Source organism: Pseudomonas sp. LBUM1643, from assembly GCF_059716215.1.
Genome location: NZ_CP166813.1, coordinates 3,750,287 through 3,767,179 on the forward strand (window position 1 = coordinate 3,750,287; position 16,893 = coordinate 3,767,179).

The window sequence follows — 16,893 nt, forward strand, 5'->3', positions numbered from 1 at the left end:
GGATTCATTCCATGCAAGAAGTCGTCATCGTTGCCGCCACCCGTACCGCCATCGGCAGCTTCCAGGGTTCCCTGGCCAGTGTCTCGGCCGTTGACCTGGGCGCTGCGGTGATCCGTCAGTTGCTGGCACAAACCGGGCTCGACGCAGCTGAAGTCGATGAAGTGATCATGGGTCAAGTGTTGACCGCCGGCGCCGGGCAGAACCCTGCGCGTCAATCGGCGATCAAGGCCGGCCTGCCCTTCACCGTGCCCGCCATGACCCTGAACAAGGTCTGCGGCTCGGGCCTCAAGGCCCTGCACCTGGCGACCCAGGCGATACGCTGCGGTGACGCCGATGTGATCATCGCCGGCGGCCAGGAAAACATGAGCCTGTCCAACTACGTCATGCCAGGTGCCCGCACCGGTCTGCGCATGGGGCACGCGCAAATCGTCGACACCATGATCACCGACGGCCTATGGGATGCGTTCAACGATTACCACATGGGCATTACCGCCGAGAACGTGGCCGACAAGTACGAACTGACCCGCGAGCAGCAGGACGCTTTCGCCGCGGCCTCGCAGCAAAAAGCCTCAGCCGCGATCGAAGGCGGACGTTTCGTCGATGAAATCACGCCCATCCTGATTCCTCAGCGCAAGGGCGATCCGTTGTCCTTTGCCATCGATGAACAACCTCGCGGCGACACCACCGCTCAAGGGCTAGGCAAACTCAAGCCAGCCTTCAAGAAAGACGGTTCGGTGACCGCTGGCAACGCGTCGTCGCTCAACGACGGTGCCGCCGCCGTGATCCTGATGAGCGCCGAAAAAGCCAAGGCCCTGGGTTTGCCAGTGCTGGCGAAAATCGCCGCTTACGCCAATGCGGGTGTTGACCCGGCGATCATGGGCATCGGCCCGGTATCGGCCACTCGCCGTTGCCTGGACAAGGCCGGCTGGTCCATCGACCAACTCGACCTGATCGAAGCCAACGAAGCATTCGCGGCGCAATCCCTGGCCGTTGCGAAAGAGCTGAAATGGGATTTGAACAAGGTCAACGTGAACGGTGGCGCTATCGCACTGGGTCACCCGATTGGTGCATCCGGTTGCCGCGTTTTGGTGACCTTGCTGCATGAAATGATCAAGCGCGACGCCAAGAAAGGTCTCGCCACCCTGTGCATTGGTGGTGGTCAGGGCGTTGCGCTGGCGATCGAACGGGCTTAAAGCGTTCAACAGGCTGCACGGGGGCCCACGAAGAACCGCTGCAGCCTGGTAACACTCCCGGTGCGACTGATGTCGCACCGGGTTTTAAAGCAGCAACAACAAAATCCCTGTAGCAGCTGCCGAAGGCTGCGTCCGACTGCGCAGCGGTCGCTGTTCAGACACCCTGATACCGGCTTGAAAATCAGGGCTGCTTCGCGCCCCAACGCAGGCTTCGCCAGCTGCTACAGGTATACCGTCAGGCAATTTGAGTAAGTTCAGTAGGCGGCAAAACTTGTGGCTCACACCACAAACTGAAAGATCAACCAGCTATTCGCCCCGCTGATCACCCCGAACAACCCCCACGCCAACACCCGCGTCGGCAGTCGATTGACGAAGGGGCCCATCAACCGATGATCATTGGTCATGCGGATCAACGGATACAGCGCAAACGGCAGCTGCAGACTCAACACCACCTGACTCAACACCAATAGCTTGCCGATCGCATCATCCCCCATCAGCCACACGCCGATGAATGCCGGGATCAGCGCCAGCCCCCGGGTGATCAACCGTCGTTGCCAGCACGGGATTCGCAGGTTCAGGTAACCCTCCATGATCACTTGCCCGGCGATGGTGCCGGTGAAGGTCGAACTCTGCCCCGAGGCCAGCAAGGCCACCCCGAACAACACGCTGGCCAGCGCCCCGCCTACCAGTGGATCAAGCAAGTGATAAGCGTCCTGAATATCCACCACATCGGAATGCCCGGTCTTGTGAAACGCCGCCGCCGCGAGAATCAAAATGGCGGCATTGACCAGCAGTGCCAGCGCCAGCGAGCCAATGGTATCGATACGCGCCAGCTTCACCGCATCCTGCTTGCTGGCCAGGTCCTTGCCGATCATTCGGGTTTGTACGATCGAGGTGTGCAGATACAGGTTATGCGGCATCACCGTCGCCCCGAGGATCCCGATGGCCAGGTACAAGGGTGCGGCGTCGCTGATGGCGGACAATGACGGCGTAAAACCCTGGAACACATCAGGCCAGTAAGGCTTGATCAGCAACAGCTCCACGAAGAAACACACACCGATGGTGCTCACCAGCACCAGCATGATCGCCTCCAGCCGACGGAAGCCACGGTTCTGCAAGGCCAGCACCAATAGCGTGTCAAAGGCCGTCAGGGCAATGCCCACGGTCAGCGAACAGCCCAGCAGCAAATGGAACGCCAGCGCGCAGCCAAGCACCTCGGCGAGGTCGGTGGCGATGATTGAAATTTCCGCCAGCACCCATTGGGTCCGTGCCGTGCGGGTGCTGTAACGCTCACGGCACAGCTGTGCCAGATCGCGGCCGGTGGCAATGCCCAGGCGTGAGCACAGGCACTGCACCACCATCCCCGCCAGACTCGCCATCAGCACCACAAACAACAGGCTGTAGCCAAACCGCGAACCGGCTTCGATCGCCGTCGCCCAGTTGCCCGGGTCCATGTAGCCGATTGAAACCAGCAAGCCGGGACCGGCGAAACGCAGCACACGCTTGAAGAACGAGGCGCGGGGATCGACGGCAACGCTGCCCGCCACTTCCGGCGGGCAGAAGGGTGCAGTGGCGATTTTGGGCAAACTGAATTTCACGCAATCATCCGTCAACAGGTCTGAGGAGGCAGCTTAAACGTTTCGTTCAACGCGGTGAAAACACCCGCCTCTATCGACCCAATAACTGCTGGCGCAATTGAGGGTTGCGGGTACGCGGGTCCAGCCAGATATTGAAGAACGCGCGGGCGAATTGCGGGTCTTGCACTTCATGCTGCAATTGCTGCCCCACAAAAAAACGCGCCCCCTGCCCCGGCACATACACCCCGGTAATACGGGTTCCGGGCTGCACATCGACAAACGACTGTTGCATCTGCGCCTGCCAGCCGAGGAGTTGCTCGCTGCTCACCGCCGAACCGGACAGGCGCTTGATTTCATCGACGCTGGCTTGCACAAGATCGTCTCGGGAAATCTTGCGTTGGTAGATCAACTCCAGCGCGAAGGGCTGGTCATCTGATAACGGCTGCACCGCGCTCCAGAGTCGGGCGTTATAAACATCGAAACCAAAGACACTGAATTCTCCGGCGCCAATGATCCGCGCACCGGGCACCGCTTCCTGCCAACTGGCCATTGCCTGGCCCCCCAGCAACATCAACATCCATACGCAGTGGCATAAGGTGGATCGCAGGCTGTTCATGGGGGTTCGATTCTTCGGGGGACCTGTTAAAAACTTATACGTAACAAGACGATTTGTACAATTCTCCACACCGATGTTTTTGTATACAAAAACAGGCAAACAATAGAGCAATCCACCACTGGCGATGCTAACGTTGGCGCTCACTTGGTTCGGAGGTGCGGGCGTGCTCTTGCTTAAATTGCTGGTGATACCGGGATTTCTACTGCTGATTTCCCTCGCGGGTAAACGCTGGGGCCCGAGCGTGGCCGGGTGGCTGTCGGGATTGCCGGTGGTGGTCGGACCGATTCTTTTCTTCCTCGCCATCGAACAGGGTGAAGTGTTTGCCGCCCAGTCAGCGACAGCGGCGTTGTCCGTCATGTTTGCGATGATCGCCTTCTGCGTCACCTACGCCCAAGTCGCACAACGCAAGGGCTGGCCGTGGGCCTTGGTGATTTCATTGCTGGTGTGGGCGTTGGTGGCTGCGGTGCTGTCGCTGATCCCCGCGTCCCTGGTGTTCTCGGTCATTGCCGCCGCCACCGCGCTGTTGGCTGCGCCTTACCTGTTTCCTGCGGTGCAGCCCATCGTGTCCGGGCCTGCGCCTAAGTCCGACAAATTGCTGCTGCGCATGGTCGCCGGTGCCTTGCTGACTCTGGCGGTTACTTTGCTGGCCAGCACCGTGGGCGAGCGCTGGAGTGGACTGCTAGCAGTGTTCCCGGTGCTGGGCAGCGTGATGGCAGTGTTCTCCCAGCAAACCCGCGGGCCCGCATTTACTGCCGCGTTGCTGCGAGCCACCGCAACGGGCATGTACTCGTTCGCCGCCTTTTGTCTGGTACTGGCATTGACCCTACCCCGCATGGGATTGAGCGCTTTTGCTGTGAGCGTGGCGGTCTCGGTGATGATGTTGGGGGTGACTAAACGCTTGCTGGCAAAACCTGCGAGTCTGCCGTCAACACGTTCGGTAAAATCGAACGGTTAGCGCAACAAGCCCGGCCGTCGCAATCAGTTCCAGCAGAACCAGGCGGATTGACTCGAGGCACGCTACAGCACGACCGCCCGTTACCCCGCGCTGGAATGCCTGACGGCCTCCATGGGATGATCGCCCGCATTGCGCGACCATCCCTGGAGATTTTGAATGTCACTGTTGAGTAAGAAAGCCGTTGTCCTGTTGCTGATGGCGGTTGCCAGCCTGGGGGCTTTGAATGCGCAAGCGGCCAAGGCCACGGCTAAAGACACGGCCCCCAGCCTGAAAGCCTCCATGTTGGCCGGCAAGTTCACCTTCACCCTGCCCAAGGGTTTCATCGCCAACCCGCTGCCCGCCAGCTCTACTGGCGCTAGCGGCACCATGTACTCCAACGAGACCACCAAAACCGTGATTATCACGGCTGAAAACAGCTTGCCCGAAGGCGTCAAGGTCAAGGACAACGATGGCGAGTTTCTCGACGGCACGGCAGCCGACTTCGACGCGGCACAACGCAAAGCCCTGCCTGACTACAACAAGTTGAGCGAAAAAAGCCTGACGCTGAAAAAGGCCGGGCTAGGGCTGCGCCAGATCGACAGCACCGCCACACGCGGGGGCGGCCAGACCCTCAACACCACGCTGATGGCAGCATCAGGCAGCCGCATGGCCGTGGTTCAGGTCATTTCCCGTCCCGGCGATATGGCCGCCCATGAAACGTTGATCAAGCAGATGGTCAGCGGCAAGTAACACTCAGGGATTAAGGCGCTGTAACCAGGCGCTGAGATCCTGCATCTCCACGGCACTGATGGAATGACCCACGCCTTCGTAGGCATGAAACTCAGGTTTGAGGGACAGGCTTTGCAAGAGGCTGTTGGCGTCGGTGCCGTCCTTGAACGGCAGGCGCGTGTCCGCCGTGCCATGACCAATGAAAATCCCCAGGTTCTGGCGTTTTTCATCCGGTTTCAATTCGGACTTGAGCACCGGCAGAATTCGCCCGCTCAAGGCCGCGATCCCGCCGACGGCCTCGGGATGCCGCAACGCCACTTCGTAGGACATGATCGCGCCCTGACTGAAACCCACCAGGTACACCTTGTTCGGTTGCGTGTGGTATTTCTTCGCGGCTTGCGCGATGAAATCCAGCAACACCTGGCCGCTGGTTTTCAGGTCATCCGTCTCGCCGTTGTAGGCGCCTTTGCCTTTCTGGCGAAACCACTGATAACTGCCCTCTTCCATCACGATCGGCGCCCGAACCGACAGGTAGGTGTAGGTGGCCGGCAACTCGTCCTTGATACCGAACAGGTCGTGTTCGTTGCTGCCATAACCGTGGAGGAAAATCACCAGGGGCTTATCACGGGAATCGGGCCGGGTCTGCTCCAGGTAGTTGAGCGGCAGGTCGGTATGCAGCGGGGTTTGAGCGTGGACAGCGGCCGACGCGAAGAGCGTCAGCAGAGCGAGAAACTTCAACATAAACCTTCCTTCACATGTGCAGGATTCGAGGTGGAGCCTAACAAAAACGACGCCCACTTGTAGGAGCTGTGTAGGAGCTGTCCTACACGGTCCTGCACAGATCCTCCTTCAAAACCCCATCAATCGTTGATGAGTTTCCCCACCCGAATCGGCTCGCGCCCCGCCACCTTCGCCTGCCACGTGCCCGGCTGGGTATAGCGCCCACGATTTATGGCAAACAATACCCCGCTGGTCCCGGCGCGCACCGTGGTCACCCGGTCATTCAATGGATCGACCACTTCGAACAGCGCATCCCCCTGCTCCACCCATTCGCCGGCCTCGCGCAGGAAGCTGACGACGCCGTGGTGCGGCGCAAACAGGTACTCGGTGCCTTCGAATGGCATGCCCTCACAGCATTCATCCGGCGCCGGCGACCAGTCTCCCTTGATGAAACCCTGCTCGGCGAGAAACCCGAGAATCGCTTCGGCATTGGCCTGGGCCTGATCGACGCGGGTATCGCCCATGCTGCCCAGCTCCAGCGTCGTCGCCAGGTTGGCCGGGGGAATGGCGGCCTCGGGAAAGGCCCGCGCCAGACGCAGCCACGGCGATGAACAGGATTCATCGAACGAGCTGCCACCAGAGTCCTCGCAGAGCAACGCGACACCGGCCTTCAGGCGCGCGGCCAATGACTTCCACTGTGGCCAGTGTTGCGGCAACGCGTAGAGATGAATCGCTGCGTCGAAGTCGCAGTGCAGATCCAGCGTGATGTCGGCGTCACAGGCGTGGCGCAGCAGCAATCGGTGCATGGCCTCCAATTGCGAGGCCGGCGCCGGCAAGGTGTCGAGCACCTGACCCATGGCCTGGCGAATCAGCGTGATGTTGGCGAGTGCATCGTCGCCCAGGCGATCACCAATCAACGTGGCCACCGATGCACTGAGCTCGACGAACGAGCGGTTGAAGTTCTTGCCGCTGCCCAGCTCGAAGCGCCCCATGTGACTGCCTTGAAGGTGCTGATCGAGCCCGATCGGATTGGCCACCGGCACCAATTCGATCACACCCTGCAGCTGCCCTTGGACTTCGAGTTCAGCCAGGCGTTTTTTCAGTTCCCAGGCGGTGCGCATGCCCGGTAATTCGTCAGCGTGCAGGCTGGCCTGGATATAGACCTTGCGAGTGCCCGCGCCATAACGAAACACGCTGAGGGTGCGCTCGGTCCCCAGGTGGCTCCAGGGCAGTGGATGATCGATGCGTTGCATGGGAGCTCCGATATGGGCGGCATTTGAGATGGCCTGTGGGACGGTGCGAGCACGTCGAATCGTCGAATCGTCGCAACGCCGCTCCCACAGGTTTCTCATATCTATTGAAAAAAAATGGCAACCCCTGTCGGCGGTTGCCACTTTTTTAAACGACTCGTTTACTCGCCGTAAACGTCAAAATTGAAGTATTTGTCCTGCACTTGCTTGTATTTGCCGTTGGCACGGATCTCAGTGATGGCGGTGTTGAATTTGTCCGCCAGCTCTTTGTCACCCTTGCGCACGGCGATACCGGCGCCGCCACCGAAGTACTTGGCGTCTTCATAGGTCGGTCCGACAAACGCGAAGCCCTTGCCTGCGTCGGTTTTCAGGAAACCGTCGTCGAGGTTGACCGAATCGGCCAGCATGGCGTCGAGGCGACCGGAGACCATATCAAGGTTGGCTTCCTGCTGGGAGCTGTAACGAACCAGGATGATACCGGCCGGTTGCAGCACTTCAGTGGCGAAGCGGTCGTGGGTACTGGCACGCAACACGCCGACTTTCTTGCCTTTGAGTTCGGTCAGCGGGTCCTTGACGTCAGCGCCTTCCTTCATCACGAATCGAGCGGGCGTGTGGTAGTACTTGATGGTGAAATCAACGTTTTTCTTGCGGTCATCAGTGATGGTCATGGACGACAGAATGGCGTCGATTTTCTTGACCTTCAGTGCCGGGATCAAACCATCGAACTCTTGTTCGACCCAGGTACATTTCACTTTCATCTGCTCACAAAGGGCATCGCCGATGTCCACGTCGAAACCGGTGAGCTTGCCGTCAGGGGTTTTCATCGAGAATGGCGGGTAACCGGCTTCGATCCCGATACGGATCGGCTTGGCGTCGTCAGCCACAGCGGTCAGGGACAGCATCGACAGTGCCAGAGCACCGAACATCACTAGCTTCTTCATTTATAACTCCTGTATGCGGAGGCTTTTATTGGCAGCGTTCGATTGGTAGCTTTCGGTCGTCAGCGCTATAGGCGGCGACCGAAGTGGCCGGCAGTCTAGAGCGGCTGCAGAGCAGCAAATTGTGTTTAGGCGACAAATACTTATAAAAAGGTGGCAGGCATGAGCAGCAAAAAGACGACGTTGAACGTGATTCAACACCACCGTGCTGAAGGCCCCGGTGCGATTGCCCATTGGGCGCACGCTCGTGGATTGCCGCTGACGGTCTTTCGCGCCGATCTGGGTGAGTTGCCGCCGATGAGCGCTGAGCCAGTCGTACTGCTGGGCGGGCCTTATCAGTCGAACGCCGGGCCGGCGTGGCTGGAAGCCGAACGACAGTGGCTGGCTGGCATTCTGGAGCGCGGGGCTCCGGTGTTCGCCATTTGCCTGGGGGCGCAGTTGCTGGCGTTGGGTCTTGGCGGGAACATCCGGCGGATGGACAGCCCGGAAACGGGCTGGACTACTGTCACATTCGCTGATGGCCAGGCATTGAGCGTGATGGAGTGGCACGAAGACGCAATCGACCTGCCGCCGCAGGCGCAATGCCTTGCTCGCAGTGATCGTTGTGAACAACAGATGTACAGCGTCGGCCCGACCCGAGTGGGATTGCAGTTTCATCCCGAGTGGAATGCCGAGTCGGTGGCGACGCTCAATGAATTCTTCGCCGAGGAATCACCGCTGCCACGAGGGCAGCCGGACAGCGCGGCGTACGCAAAGGTTTTTGATTGGTTGCAGGTGACACTGGATGCGTGGTGGGAGGCTCGCGTTTGATGTAGCAAGATCAAAAGATCGCAGCCTTCGGCAGCTCCTACAGGGGGATGGCGTTAGATGTGAGAGGGAGTCCAGCCCTGACACAAACCCCTACACAAACCCCTGTAGGAGCTGTCGAGTGAAACGAGGCTGCGATCTTTTCGGTTATATCAACAGTCGCAGCCGATCACTGGGCCGACCGAACGTTGTACCACGCCACTCAACTCAAACCCCTCATCCAGCCAACCGGTCACCCCGCCAATCATCTCCTTGACCGGATAATCCAGCGCCGCCAGTTTCACCGCCGCCTTGTTCGCGCCATTGCAGTGAGGGCCGGCGCAATAGACAACGAACAGGGTCGATTTCGGCCAGGCCGCCAACGCGTCAGCGGTCAGCAGCCGCCCCGGAATGTTAATCGCGCCCGGCACATGACCCCGGTCAAACGCCATCGGGCCCCGCACGTCCACCAGGACAAAATCCACATCGCCAGCCTGTTGGCTGCTGAAGACGTCGGAACAATCGGTTTCGAAGGTCAGACGGCTGCTGAAATGCATCAGGGCAATGGCCGAGGGCGCGGCAGGAATCTCACGGACAAGACTGGTCATGGGCTGTACTCCAGAGTGTTTTTGGGTGTGAGACCACTTTATCGGCCTGATGCTTGAGGCTAAAGTGGCGCACAAGACACTCACCGGGAACTTTCCGCCAAATGCAACGAACCCCTGGATTGGTCGCGATTCTGGCCTATGACGGCCTCTGCACCTTCGAATTCGGCATCGCCGTTGAGATTTTCGGCCTGGCTCGACCCGAGTTCGAATTCCCCTGGTACGCGCACCGGATTGTCGCGGTCGATCAAGGCCCGATGCGCGCCATGGGCGGCATTCAGGTGCTGGCGGATGGCGGCATGGAACTGCTCGATGAGGCCCGGACCATCATCATTCCCGGCTGGCGCGACCGCAGTGCACCCGTGCCTGAAGCCTTACTCAACGGCCTGCGTCGAGCCCATGCGCGGGGCGCGCGGTTGCTGTCGATATGCTCAGGGGTTTTCGTGCTGGCGGCGACCGGATTGCTCGATGGCTACCGCGCCACGACTCATTGGCGCTACACCACGGAACTGGCGGAGCGATTTCCCAACATCCTGGTCGATGCGCAGGTGCTGTATGTCGACTCGGGTCAGTTGATCACGTCAGCCGGCAGCGCCGCCGGCATCGACGCCTGCCTGCACCTGGTGGCCCGGGATTTCGGCACCCAGGTCGCCAATTCGGTGGCACGTCGCCTGGTCATGTCGCCGCAACGCACCGGCGGGCAGGCGCAATTCATTCCTTCACCGGTCAGTCCTACGCCGCGCAGCGATCTTTCCCGTGTCATGCAATGGTCCCGGGAACGCTTGCATCAACCGCTGGAAGTTCGCGATATGGCCAGCGAGGCGGCCATGAGCGAACGGACGTTCCTGCGGCGATTCACTGAAGCCACCGGCCTGCCCCCCAAAGCCTGGCTGCAGCATGAGCGCCTGGGGCGCGCACGGGAATTGCTGGAGAGCACGAATCAGAACACCGAGCAGATCGCCATGGGGTGTGGTTATCGATCGGTGGAAACTTTTCGGGTGGCCTTTCGCAATGTGGTCGGCGTGCCGCCGTCGGTGTATCGGGAGCGGTTTGGGCATGAGGCCAAGGTGGAGGTTTGAGCCCGCTTCAAGGGCCTCATCGCGAGCAGGCTCACTCCTACAGTGATTTAGGTGTTCACAGATTTTGTGTACAACACCTACCCCTGTAGGAGCGAGCCTGCTCGCGATGACGCCAGCTCAGTCACCACACAGCTCAAGGCTTACGCAATAAATAGGTATCCATGATCCACCCATTTGCCATTCGGGCAGCCTTGCGCACCCGCTCGATCTCCTGCGCCACGTCCTTGAGCTTGCCACTGATAAGAATCTCATCCGGCGTCCCCAGGTAAGCGCCCCAATAAATCTCGGTCTCCGGGTCGGCCACCTGATGGTAGGCATCTTGCGCATCGAGCATCACCACCAGGCTGTCGGCATCGCTCACCTGCCCCGCTGCCAGACGGCGTCCGGTGGTGATTTCAATCGACCGCCCGATGCGATTCAACGGCACCTTGTGCTGCGCTGCCAGCGCCTGAACGCTGGTGATGCCGGGAACCACTTCAAACTCGAATGCACAAGCGCCAGATGCCAGGATTGCCTGCAAAATCCGCACAGTGCTGTCGTACAACGCCGGATCGCCCCACACCAGAAAACCGGCACACTCACTGTCGGACATTTCCTCGTTGATCAGCCGTTCGAACGTGCGCTGCTTGGCCAGATTCAGATCATCGACGCTGGTTGTGTAGTCCACATCACCGCGCTCGCGCTCCGGGCTGTGGGCTTCTATGAAGCGATAGGCGTGATCGGTGATGTAGCGCTCACAGATCTTGCGGCGCAGTTCGATCAGCTTGTCTTTGCTTTCCCCCTTGTCCATGAGGAAAAACACGTCGACAAGGTTGAGCGCCTTTACCGCCTGCATCGTGATGTAGTCGGGGTTGCCCGCACCGATCCCGATCACCAGAAGTTTTTTCATCAGTGTGCGTCCTCTATAGCTGTCTCTGGCAAACGCAGTCGCCAGCGCCCGTTGTAGCGAAGTTCGATGGACGACAGCGGCTCAACATCGATCTGATTAAACGCCGAACAGTTCAAGACATGGGTCAGCGCGGCGCGAATGACAAAGGGATGGGTAATGGCCACGACGTGCCCGGGAGTTGCCTCAAGGGTCGTCAGCCAGGCGGCGACCCGCTCAAGAAGTTGTGCAACCGACTCGCCACCATGGGGTGCGCAAGCCGGGTCAGCCAGCCAGGCCTCGAGGGCCTCGGGTTCTGACTGCTGCAAGTCATCGATCTGCGCCCCGCTCCATCGGCCGAAATCGCAATCGCGCAAGGCCTCGGCAGTCTCGACATCGGCGGCGTACAACTCAGCGGTTTGCCGGGTGCGTAATTCAGGAGCACAAAGAAAGCGCGGCGTTTTTTTGAAAAAGGCGGCGCGCGAACCTTCTGCCGATTGCCATTTTATTTCCACAGGTTCATTTGTAGGAAAACGCCCTAATTTCTGTGCGACGGTTCGAGCGTGGCATATCAAAGTCAAACGGGTCGCCTGCACAAAGAATCACTCGGTAAAAGGGGTCGGAGCACGGCAACAGGCCGTGCATTGTTGCGTAATTGTGCCGTATCCCACGCCAACGGGAGCGTTTCGTTTGCGCGGTTTTCGTTAATTGGCGAGTAAAAAAGGCATTGTCTTACACCAATTTTGGAAAGGGCCTACACACAAGGGCGTCATTCTTGTAGCCCTTGGCATACGGGCCTTTCGCCTGATTCAAGGCTTTGAAACGCCTGGCAAAAATTCACTAGACAGGCACCGTGGCTTCCATAAATACTGATTTCGCGGAAACAAAACACCGATGAAAATCATCCGGCAGGACCACGGATTCTCTGTCTCGACGCCCTGAGTGATCACCTTCGATTACCCGGGTGTCTGTCCATGACACTACAGGTGTTCAACACCGTCATCGTAATACCGTTCAACACTAAAAAGCTGACACAGAAGAAGAGCGGCACCTGAACAGGCTTCAGGGTACCGCCTGAGCAATGCGTGGAAACCGACAGTGATAGTCAGGTTGGGTGCGTGCCACCGAACCCTTTGATACAGGAGTACATCCATGCTGGTCTTACGCCCGGTCGCGTTAACCGACCTGCCCCAGTTACAGCGACTTGCCCGCGAAAGCCTGGTGGGTGTCACCTCCTTGCCGGACGACGCTGAACGCTTGCGCCAGAGGGTTTTCGACTCTTGTGCCTCGTTTGAAAAAGACGTTGAAGATCATGGCCCGGAGAATTATTTCTTCGTCCTGGAAGACTTGACGTCTCAGCGCCTGGTGGGGTGTTCGGAAATCCTGGCCACTGCCGGCTTCAACGAGCCCTTCTACAGCCTGCGCAACCGTCATTACACCAGTGCCTCGCGAGAACTCAATATCGAGCATGACGTACCGACTCTCTCGCTGTGTCATGACCTGAGCGGCCATACCTTGCTGCGAGGTTTCCATATTGACGCCGAGTGGGTCCGGTCACCGTTTTCCGAACTGCTGTCCCGGGCTCGACTGTTGTTTATCGGTGCTCATTCAGGCCGTTTTGCCAACACAGTGATCACGGAGATTGTCGGTTTCAGCAACGATGAAGGCGAGTCGCCGTTCTGGGATGCAGTCGGCAAGCATTTCTTCGACCTGCCCTATGCCGAGGCGGAAAAGCTGTGCGGTCTGAACAGTCGCACGTTCCTCGCCGAACTGATGCCTCACTACCCGATCTACCTGCCGATGTTGCCGGAAACGGCACGAGACTGCGTCGGACGCATCCATCCAGATGGCCAGGAAGCCTTCGATATCCTTGAGCGCGAGGGGTTCGATACCTGTCAATACGTCGATCTGTTTGACGGCGGTCCTACCTTGCAAGCCCGACTTTCCTGCATCCGCTCCATCGCCCAAAGTCATATCGCCACGGTAAAAACCGGGTCCGCCATTGATGCCCGTGGCCGCTATCTCGTGAGCAACGATTCACTCAGGGGCTATCGGGCAATTGTCGCCGAACTGGACTTCAACCCTGGGCAACCAGTGGTACTCGACGCCAGGATGCGCGCCGCGTTAAACGTGAGCGAAGGCAGCCCGATCCGGTTGATCGCCCTTTGACGCGCGCCCGCCAACGTCCCCCACGACTGCGTTCGGGCAGTCGCGAAGAAGGAGCTTCAACATGCTAGTCCGTCCGGTCAGTGTCACCGACCTGCCTGCGTTGCTCGCGCTGGTGCGCGAAGCCGGCCCCGTGTTCACCACCCTGCCAGCCAATGAAGAACAACTGTTCCACCGGGTGCGCTGGGCGCAACGGACGTTTGCCGAACAAGTCGAACGTGCCGATGCCGATTACCTGTTCGTGCTCGAAGACGACGATCAACAGGTTGTCGGTATCAGTGCCCTGACGGGAGCGGTCGGTATGCGCGAGCCCTGGTACAACTATCGCGTCGGCGTCACCGTCAGTTCTGCGCCGGACCTGGGCATTCAGCGTCAGATTCCCACGCTGTTTCTGAACAATGAAATGACCGGGCAATCGGAGCTGTGTTCGCTGTTCCTGCGCCCGGATCACCGCCAGGGTAATAACGGGCGGTTGCTATCATTGGGCCGTCTGCTGTTTGTAGCTGAATTTACTCACCTGTTCGGCGACAAACTGATCGCTGAACTGCGCGGTAGCGCCGATGAGCAAGGCTGCTCGCCGTTTTGGGACAGCCTGGGCCGGCATTTTTTCAAGAAGGATTTCAGCCATGCCGACCATCTGGCCGTATCGGGCAGTAAATCGTTCATCGCGGAACTGATGCCGCGCCAGCCCCTGTACACCTGCTTGCTCACCGAACAGGCACAGGCCGTGATCGGCAAAGCCCACCCGAATACAGCACCGGCGTTGAAGATTCTTGAGGATGAGGGTTTTGCGCACAAGGGGTACATCGATATCTTCGACGGCGGTCCGATCATCGAGGCGCCGATGACGAACATCCGCACAGTGCGCGACAGCGAACCCCTGATCCTGGCCATCGGCACGCCGGATAACCGGGCGCAGGTCTGGCTGATCCACAATCGTCGCATGGAGAACTGCCGTATTACCGCAGCCCCTGCGTGGCAGGTTGGCAACAGCCTGATCGTCGACCGACAGACCGCCAAGCGCCTGCAACTGCAGCCGGGTGACTCGATAAGAGCCATACCACTGGTCAACCGACAACAGAAGGCTGTAGCGGCGTAATTACCGCCGCACTCGCCACAGAAAGCGCCTTGCGTCAGGCCTTCTGCAAATTCGTCATCATTTCCCCCTCCTCCGCGTGATAGCCTTTTGTTTCTTCGGCGTTGACACTTTTGCTCAAGCCCTTCCATTCCATTCCATTGGTGGAACTCTTATGTCCAGGCTATCTCATCAAGATTTGCGCCGTAGTTTCCGCGAGCTGTTCGCGTCCAATACCTGCTATCACACCGCGTCGGTCTTTGATCCGATGTCGGCACGCATTGCCGCGGACCTGGGTTTTGAAGTGGGCATTCTCGGCGGTTCAGTCGCGTCGCTGCAGGTGCTGGGCGCCCCAGACTTTGCCTTGATCACCCTCAGCGAGTTCGCTGAGCAAGCCACGCGCATCGGCCGTGTCGCCCAATTGCCGGTGATCGCCGACGCCGACCATGGCTACGGTAACGCGCTGAACGTCATGCGCACCATCGTCGAACTCGAACGAGCCGGCATTGCCGCGCTGACGATTGAAGACACCCTGCTGCCCGCGCAATTCGGGCGCAAATCCACCGACTTGATCACGGTCGCCGAAGGCGTCGGCAAGATCCGCGCGGCGCTGGAAGCCAGGGTTGATTCGGAAATGGCGATCGTCGCCCGAACCAACGCAGGGATTCTGCCGGTCCAGGAAATCATCAGCCGTACCCAGCAGTACCAGCGCGCCGGGGCGGACGGGATCTGCATGGTCGGCGTACGGGATTTCGAGCACCTCGAGCAGCTTGCCGAGCACCTGACCGTACCCTTGATGCTGGTGACCTACGGCAACCCGCTGCTGCGCGACGACAAACGCCTCGCCGAACTCGGCGTGCGGGTCACCATCGATGGCCACGGTGCTTACTTCGCGGCCATCAAAGCGACGTACGACAGCCTGCGGGAACAACGGCAGATGTTTACCCAGGCCTCGGATCTGAGCGCCACCGAACTGACGCACACCTACACGCAGCCCGAGGAATACATTCGTTGGGCGGAAGAGTTCATGAGCGTCAAGGAGTAGCGCGTCAGTGGTCGGGGCCATGGATGCCCCGGCCCTGTAGGAGCTGTCGAGTGAAACGAGGCTGCGATCTTTTGATCTTGCCGTCCCCTGCAGGAGCGAGCCTGTTCGCGCTCTACACCGAGTCCAGCAACTCATGATGAGGCTGGCTATCGCTGCTGCAAATCACGCGGTTACGCCCGGTAGTCTTGGCTTCATACAACGCCTGGTCGGCGTCGTTAATCCACAGGGTGGCATCGGCATGGCCCGGGTCGAATGCGGCAATTCCGATGCTCAGGCTGACCTTCAACGCCGGGTTCTGCTCGTAGCCGAGTGTGGCGAAGCGATCTCGTAGCGAATCCATGGCGGCCGCCGCGCTGCTCAGGGGCAGGTCCGGCAGGATCACGCAGAACTCATCGCCGCCGTAACGCCCAGCCAGATCGGCGGCCCGCAGGTTTTGTCTGAGCAGCTTGCTCAACTGGCGCAGGACAATGTCCCCGGCGACGTGGCCGTACGTGTCATTGATGGTTTTAAAATGATCGATGTCGATCAGCGCGATTGCGCCACCGCTATGCTGCCGTTGGCAACGCTGAAATTCGATTTCCAGTTGATCTTTCCAGGCCCCGTGATTGAGCAGGCCGGTCAGGCTGTCGGTACGGCTCAAGGCCAGTAATTCACGCTTGTGTTGACCGAGTGTGTAGGCCTGGCTAAAACAGATCCAGCCCAGTGCCAGCGGATAAAAACACAGCAAAGGCAAACAGGCATACAGCTGAAATTGACTGGTTTCAGGAACGAAGGCCGGGGCAAATATCAACAGGCCGACGCCGACGCCCAGGACCTGCGCGACCGTGGCCACCAGCAAAAACCGTAACCCGCCGATCGCGACGTTGTTCATGGCCATCATGGAAATGGTCACGGCACTCGGCAGCGGATTGAACTGCATGGCGGCCACCCAGAAACCGCCGAGAAAGGCATCGACCAGTAGATTGCGGTGTTCGGCGTGGTAGGGAACCGGCGCCCGACGCGCCCATTGGTACGCCAGATGGGGCCACACAACGGCATTGAGCAGCATCACTACCCAGACCCAAGGGGCCGGATTGAGGGGATGCATCGCCGCGCCAACGCACAAAAGGCCAAGTGCCAAACCCAGAGTTCGCGACGTGTAGAGCCTCCTTGCCAATGAAAGTCCCTTGACTCGCGCTTTTTCCATAGAGGCCTCTAAGCCACCGAACGAAACCTGATGACACCGGGGTTGCGTGTGTGCTCGGAGTCTATCAGGGTAACGTCAAATAGCCATCACCGGCCGGCGGCCAAACGAGATCGCTTCAGGCGCAAGGGG

The 16,893-nt window shown here is 59.4% G+C and carries 17 protein-coding genes; 8 read left to right on the forward strand and 9 right to left on the reverse strand.

Features of this window, described 5'->3' with window-relative positions; translation table 11 throughout:
• Positions 1 to 11: 11 nt before the first annotated feature.
• The gene (locus ACA063_RS16745) at positions 12 to 1,193 is read left to right on the forward strand and encodes an acetyl-CoA C-acetyltransferase (RefSeq protein WP_497662545.1); all 1,182 of its coding nucleotides are present in this window, start codon (positions 12 to 14) and stop codon (positions 1,191 to 1,193) included.
• A 278-nt stretch (positions 1,194 to 1,471) separates the two neighbouring features.
• Here the strand turns inward: ACA063_RS16745 and ACA063_RS16750 are convergent, their stop codons facing one another.
• Positions 1,472 to 2,791, reverse strand: a complete 1,320-nt coding sequence (locus tag ACA063_RS16750; RefSeq protein WP_497662546.1) for an Nramp family divalent metal transporter — start codon at positions 2,789 to 2,791, stop codon at positions 1,472 to 1,474.
• 70 nt (positions 2,792 to 2,861) lie between these two features.
• Entirely contained in the window at positions 2,862 to 3,386 is a 525-nt protein-coding gene (locus tag ACA063_RS16755; protein ID WP_497662547.1) for a chalcone isomerase family protein, read from the reverse strand.
• Positions 3,387 to 3,549: 163 nt separating this feature from the next.
• Between ACA063_RS16755 and ACA063_RS16760 the strand changes: the two genes are divergently transcribed.
• Positions 3,550 to 4,341, forward strand: coding sequence for a hypothetical protein (locus tag ACA063_RS16760; RefSeq protein WP_497662548.1), 792 nt, complete (start codon positions 3,550 to 3,552; stop codon positions 4,339 to 4,341).
• Between the two features lie 156 nt (positions 4,342 to 4,497).
• Complete coding sequence (locus tag ACA063_RS16765; RefSeq protein ID WP_497662549.1) at positions 4,498 to 5,070, forward strand: DcrB/PsbP domain-containing protein; 573 nt, start codon at positions 4,498 to 4,500, stop codon at positions 5,068 to 5,070.
• A gap of 3 nt (positions 5,071 to 5,073) precedes the next feature.
• Here ACA063_RS16765 and ACA063_RS16770 read toward each other — a convergent pair whose 3' ends face one another.
• The 3 genes from ACA063_RS16770 to ACA063_RS16780 all read right to left on the reverse strand — a co-directional run bounded on the left by ACA063_RS16770 (position 5,074) and on the right by ACA063_RS16780 (position 7,960).
• Positions 5,074 to 5,790 carry an alpha/beta hydrolase gene (locus ACA063_RS16770; RefSeq protein ID WP_497662550.1) on the reverse strand — a complete coding sequence of 239 codons (717 nt, stop codon included), beginning with the start codon at positions 5,788 to 5,790 and terminating at the stop codon, positions 5,074 to 5,076.
• 119 nt (positions 5,791 to 5,909) lie between these two features.
• Positions 5,910 to 7,022, reverse strand: coding sequence for a M14 family metallopeptidase (locus ACA063_RS16775; protein WP_497662551.1), 1,113 nt, complete (start codon positions 7,020 to 7,022; stop codon positions 5,910 to 5,912).
• 158 nt (positions 7,023 to 7,180) lie between these two features.
• Positions 7,181 to 7,960, reverse strand: a complete 780-nt coding sequence (locus ACA063_RS16780) for an ABC transporter substrate-binding protein (protein WP_497662552.1) — start codon at positions 7,958 to 7,960, stop codon at positions 7,181 to 7,183.
• A gap of 159 nt (positions 7,961 to 8,119) precedes the next feature.
• Between ACA063_RS16780 and ACA063_RS16785 the strand changes: the two genes are divergently transcribed.
• Positions 8,120 to 8,767: a type 1 glutamine amidotransferase gene (locus ACA063_RS16785; RefSeq protein WP_497662553.1), complete on the forward strand. Its 648-nt coding sequence runs from the start codon at positions 8,120 to 8,122 to the stop codon at positions 8,765 to 8,767.
• Between the two features lie 149 nt (positions 8,768 to 8,916).
• Here the strand turns inward: ACA063_RS16785 and ACA063_RS16790 are convergent, their stop codons facing one another.
• On the reverse strand, positions 8,917 to 9,351 hold the full coding sequence (locus tag ACA063_RS16790) for a rhodanese-like domain-containing protein (protein WP_497662554.1): 435 nt from the start codon (positions 9,349 to 9,351) through the stop codon (positions 8,917 to 8,919).
• A 101-nt stretch (positions 9,352 to 9,452) separates the two neighbouring features.
• Here ACA063_RS16790 and ftrA point away from each other — a divergent pair, with 101 nt between their 5' ends.
• Complete coding sequence (gene ftrA, locus ACA063_RS16795) at positions 9,453 to 10,427, forward strand: transcriptional regulator FtrA (RefSeq protein WP_497662555.1); 975 nt, start codon at positions 9,453 to 9,455, stop codon at positions 10,425 to 10,427.
• Between the two features lie 133 nt (positions 10,428 to 10,560).
• Here the strand turns inward: ftrA and cobF are convergent, their stop codons facing one another.
• Both cobF and ACA063_RS16805 read right to left on the reverse strand, forming a co-directional pair.
• Positions 10,561 to 11,316 (reverse strand): precorrin-6A synthase (deacetylating), encoded by a 756-nt coding sequence (gene cobF, locus ACA063_RS16800; protein WP_497662556.1) that lies wholly within the window; start codon positions 11,314 to 11,316, stop codon positions 10,561 to 10,563.
• Complete coding sequence (locus tag ACA063_RS16805; protein WP_497662557.1) at positions 11,316 to 11,888, reverse strand: histidine phosphatase family protein; 573 nt, start codon at positions 11,886 to 11,888, stop codon at positions 11,316 to 11,318. The genes cobF and ACA063_RS16805 overlap by 1 nt, the downstream gene beginning before the upstream one ends.
• A 556-nt stretch (positions 11,889 to 12,444) precedes the next feature.
• Between ACA063_RS16805 and ACA063_RS16810 the strand changes: the two genes are divergently transcribed.
• The 3 genes from ACA063_RS16810 (at position 12,445) to ACA063_RS16820 (ending at position 15,578) form a co-directional block, all read left to right on the forward strand.
• Entirely contained in the window at positions 12,445 to 13,461 is a 1,017-nt protein-coding gene (locus ACA063_RS16810) for an arginine N-succinyltransferase (RefSeq protein WP_497662558.1), read from the forward strand.
• Between the two features lie 61 nt (positions 13,462 to 13,522).
• On the forward strand, positions 13,523 to 14,557 hold the full coding sequence (gene astA / locus ACA063_RS16815) for an arginine N-succinyltransferase (protein ID WP_497662559.1): 1,035 nt from the start codon (positions 13,523 to 13,525) through the stop codon (positions 14,555 to 14,557).
• Positions 14,558 to 14,708: 151 nt separating this feature from the next.
• On the forward strand, positions 14,709 to 15,578 hold the full coding sequence (locus ACA063_RS16820) for an isocitrate lyase/PEP mutase family protein (protein ID WP_497662560.1): 870 nt from the start codon (positions 14,709 to 14,711) through the stop codon (positions 15,576 to 15,578).
• Positions 15,579 to 15,690: 112 nt separating this feature from the next.
• On the opposite strand, the gene ACA063_RS16825 is transcribed toward ACA063_RS16820, so the two are convergent.
• Entirely contained in the window at positions 15,691 to 16,764 is a 1,074-nt protein-coding gene (locus ACA063_RS16825) for a diguanylate cyclase (protein WP_497662561.1), read from the reverse strand.
• Positions 16,765 to 16,893: the final 129 nt, after the last annotated feature.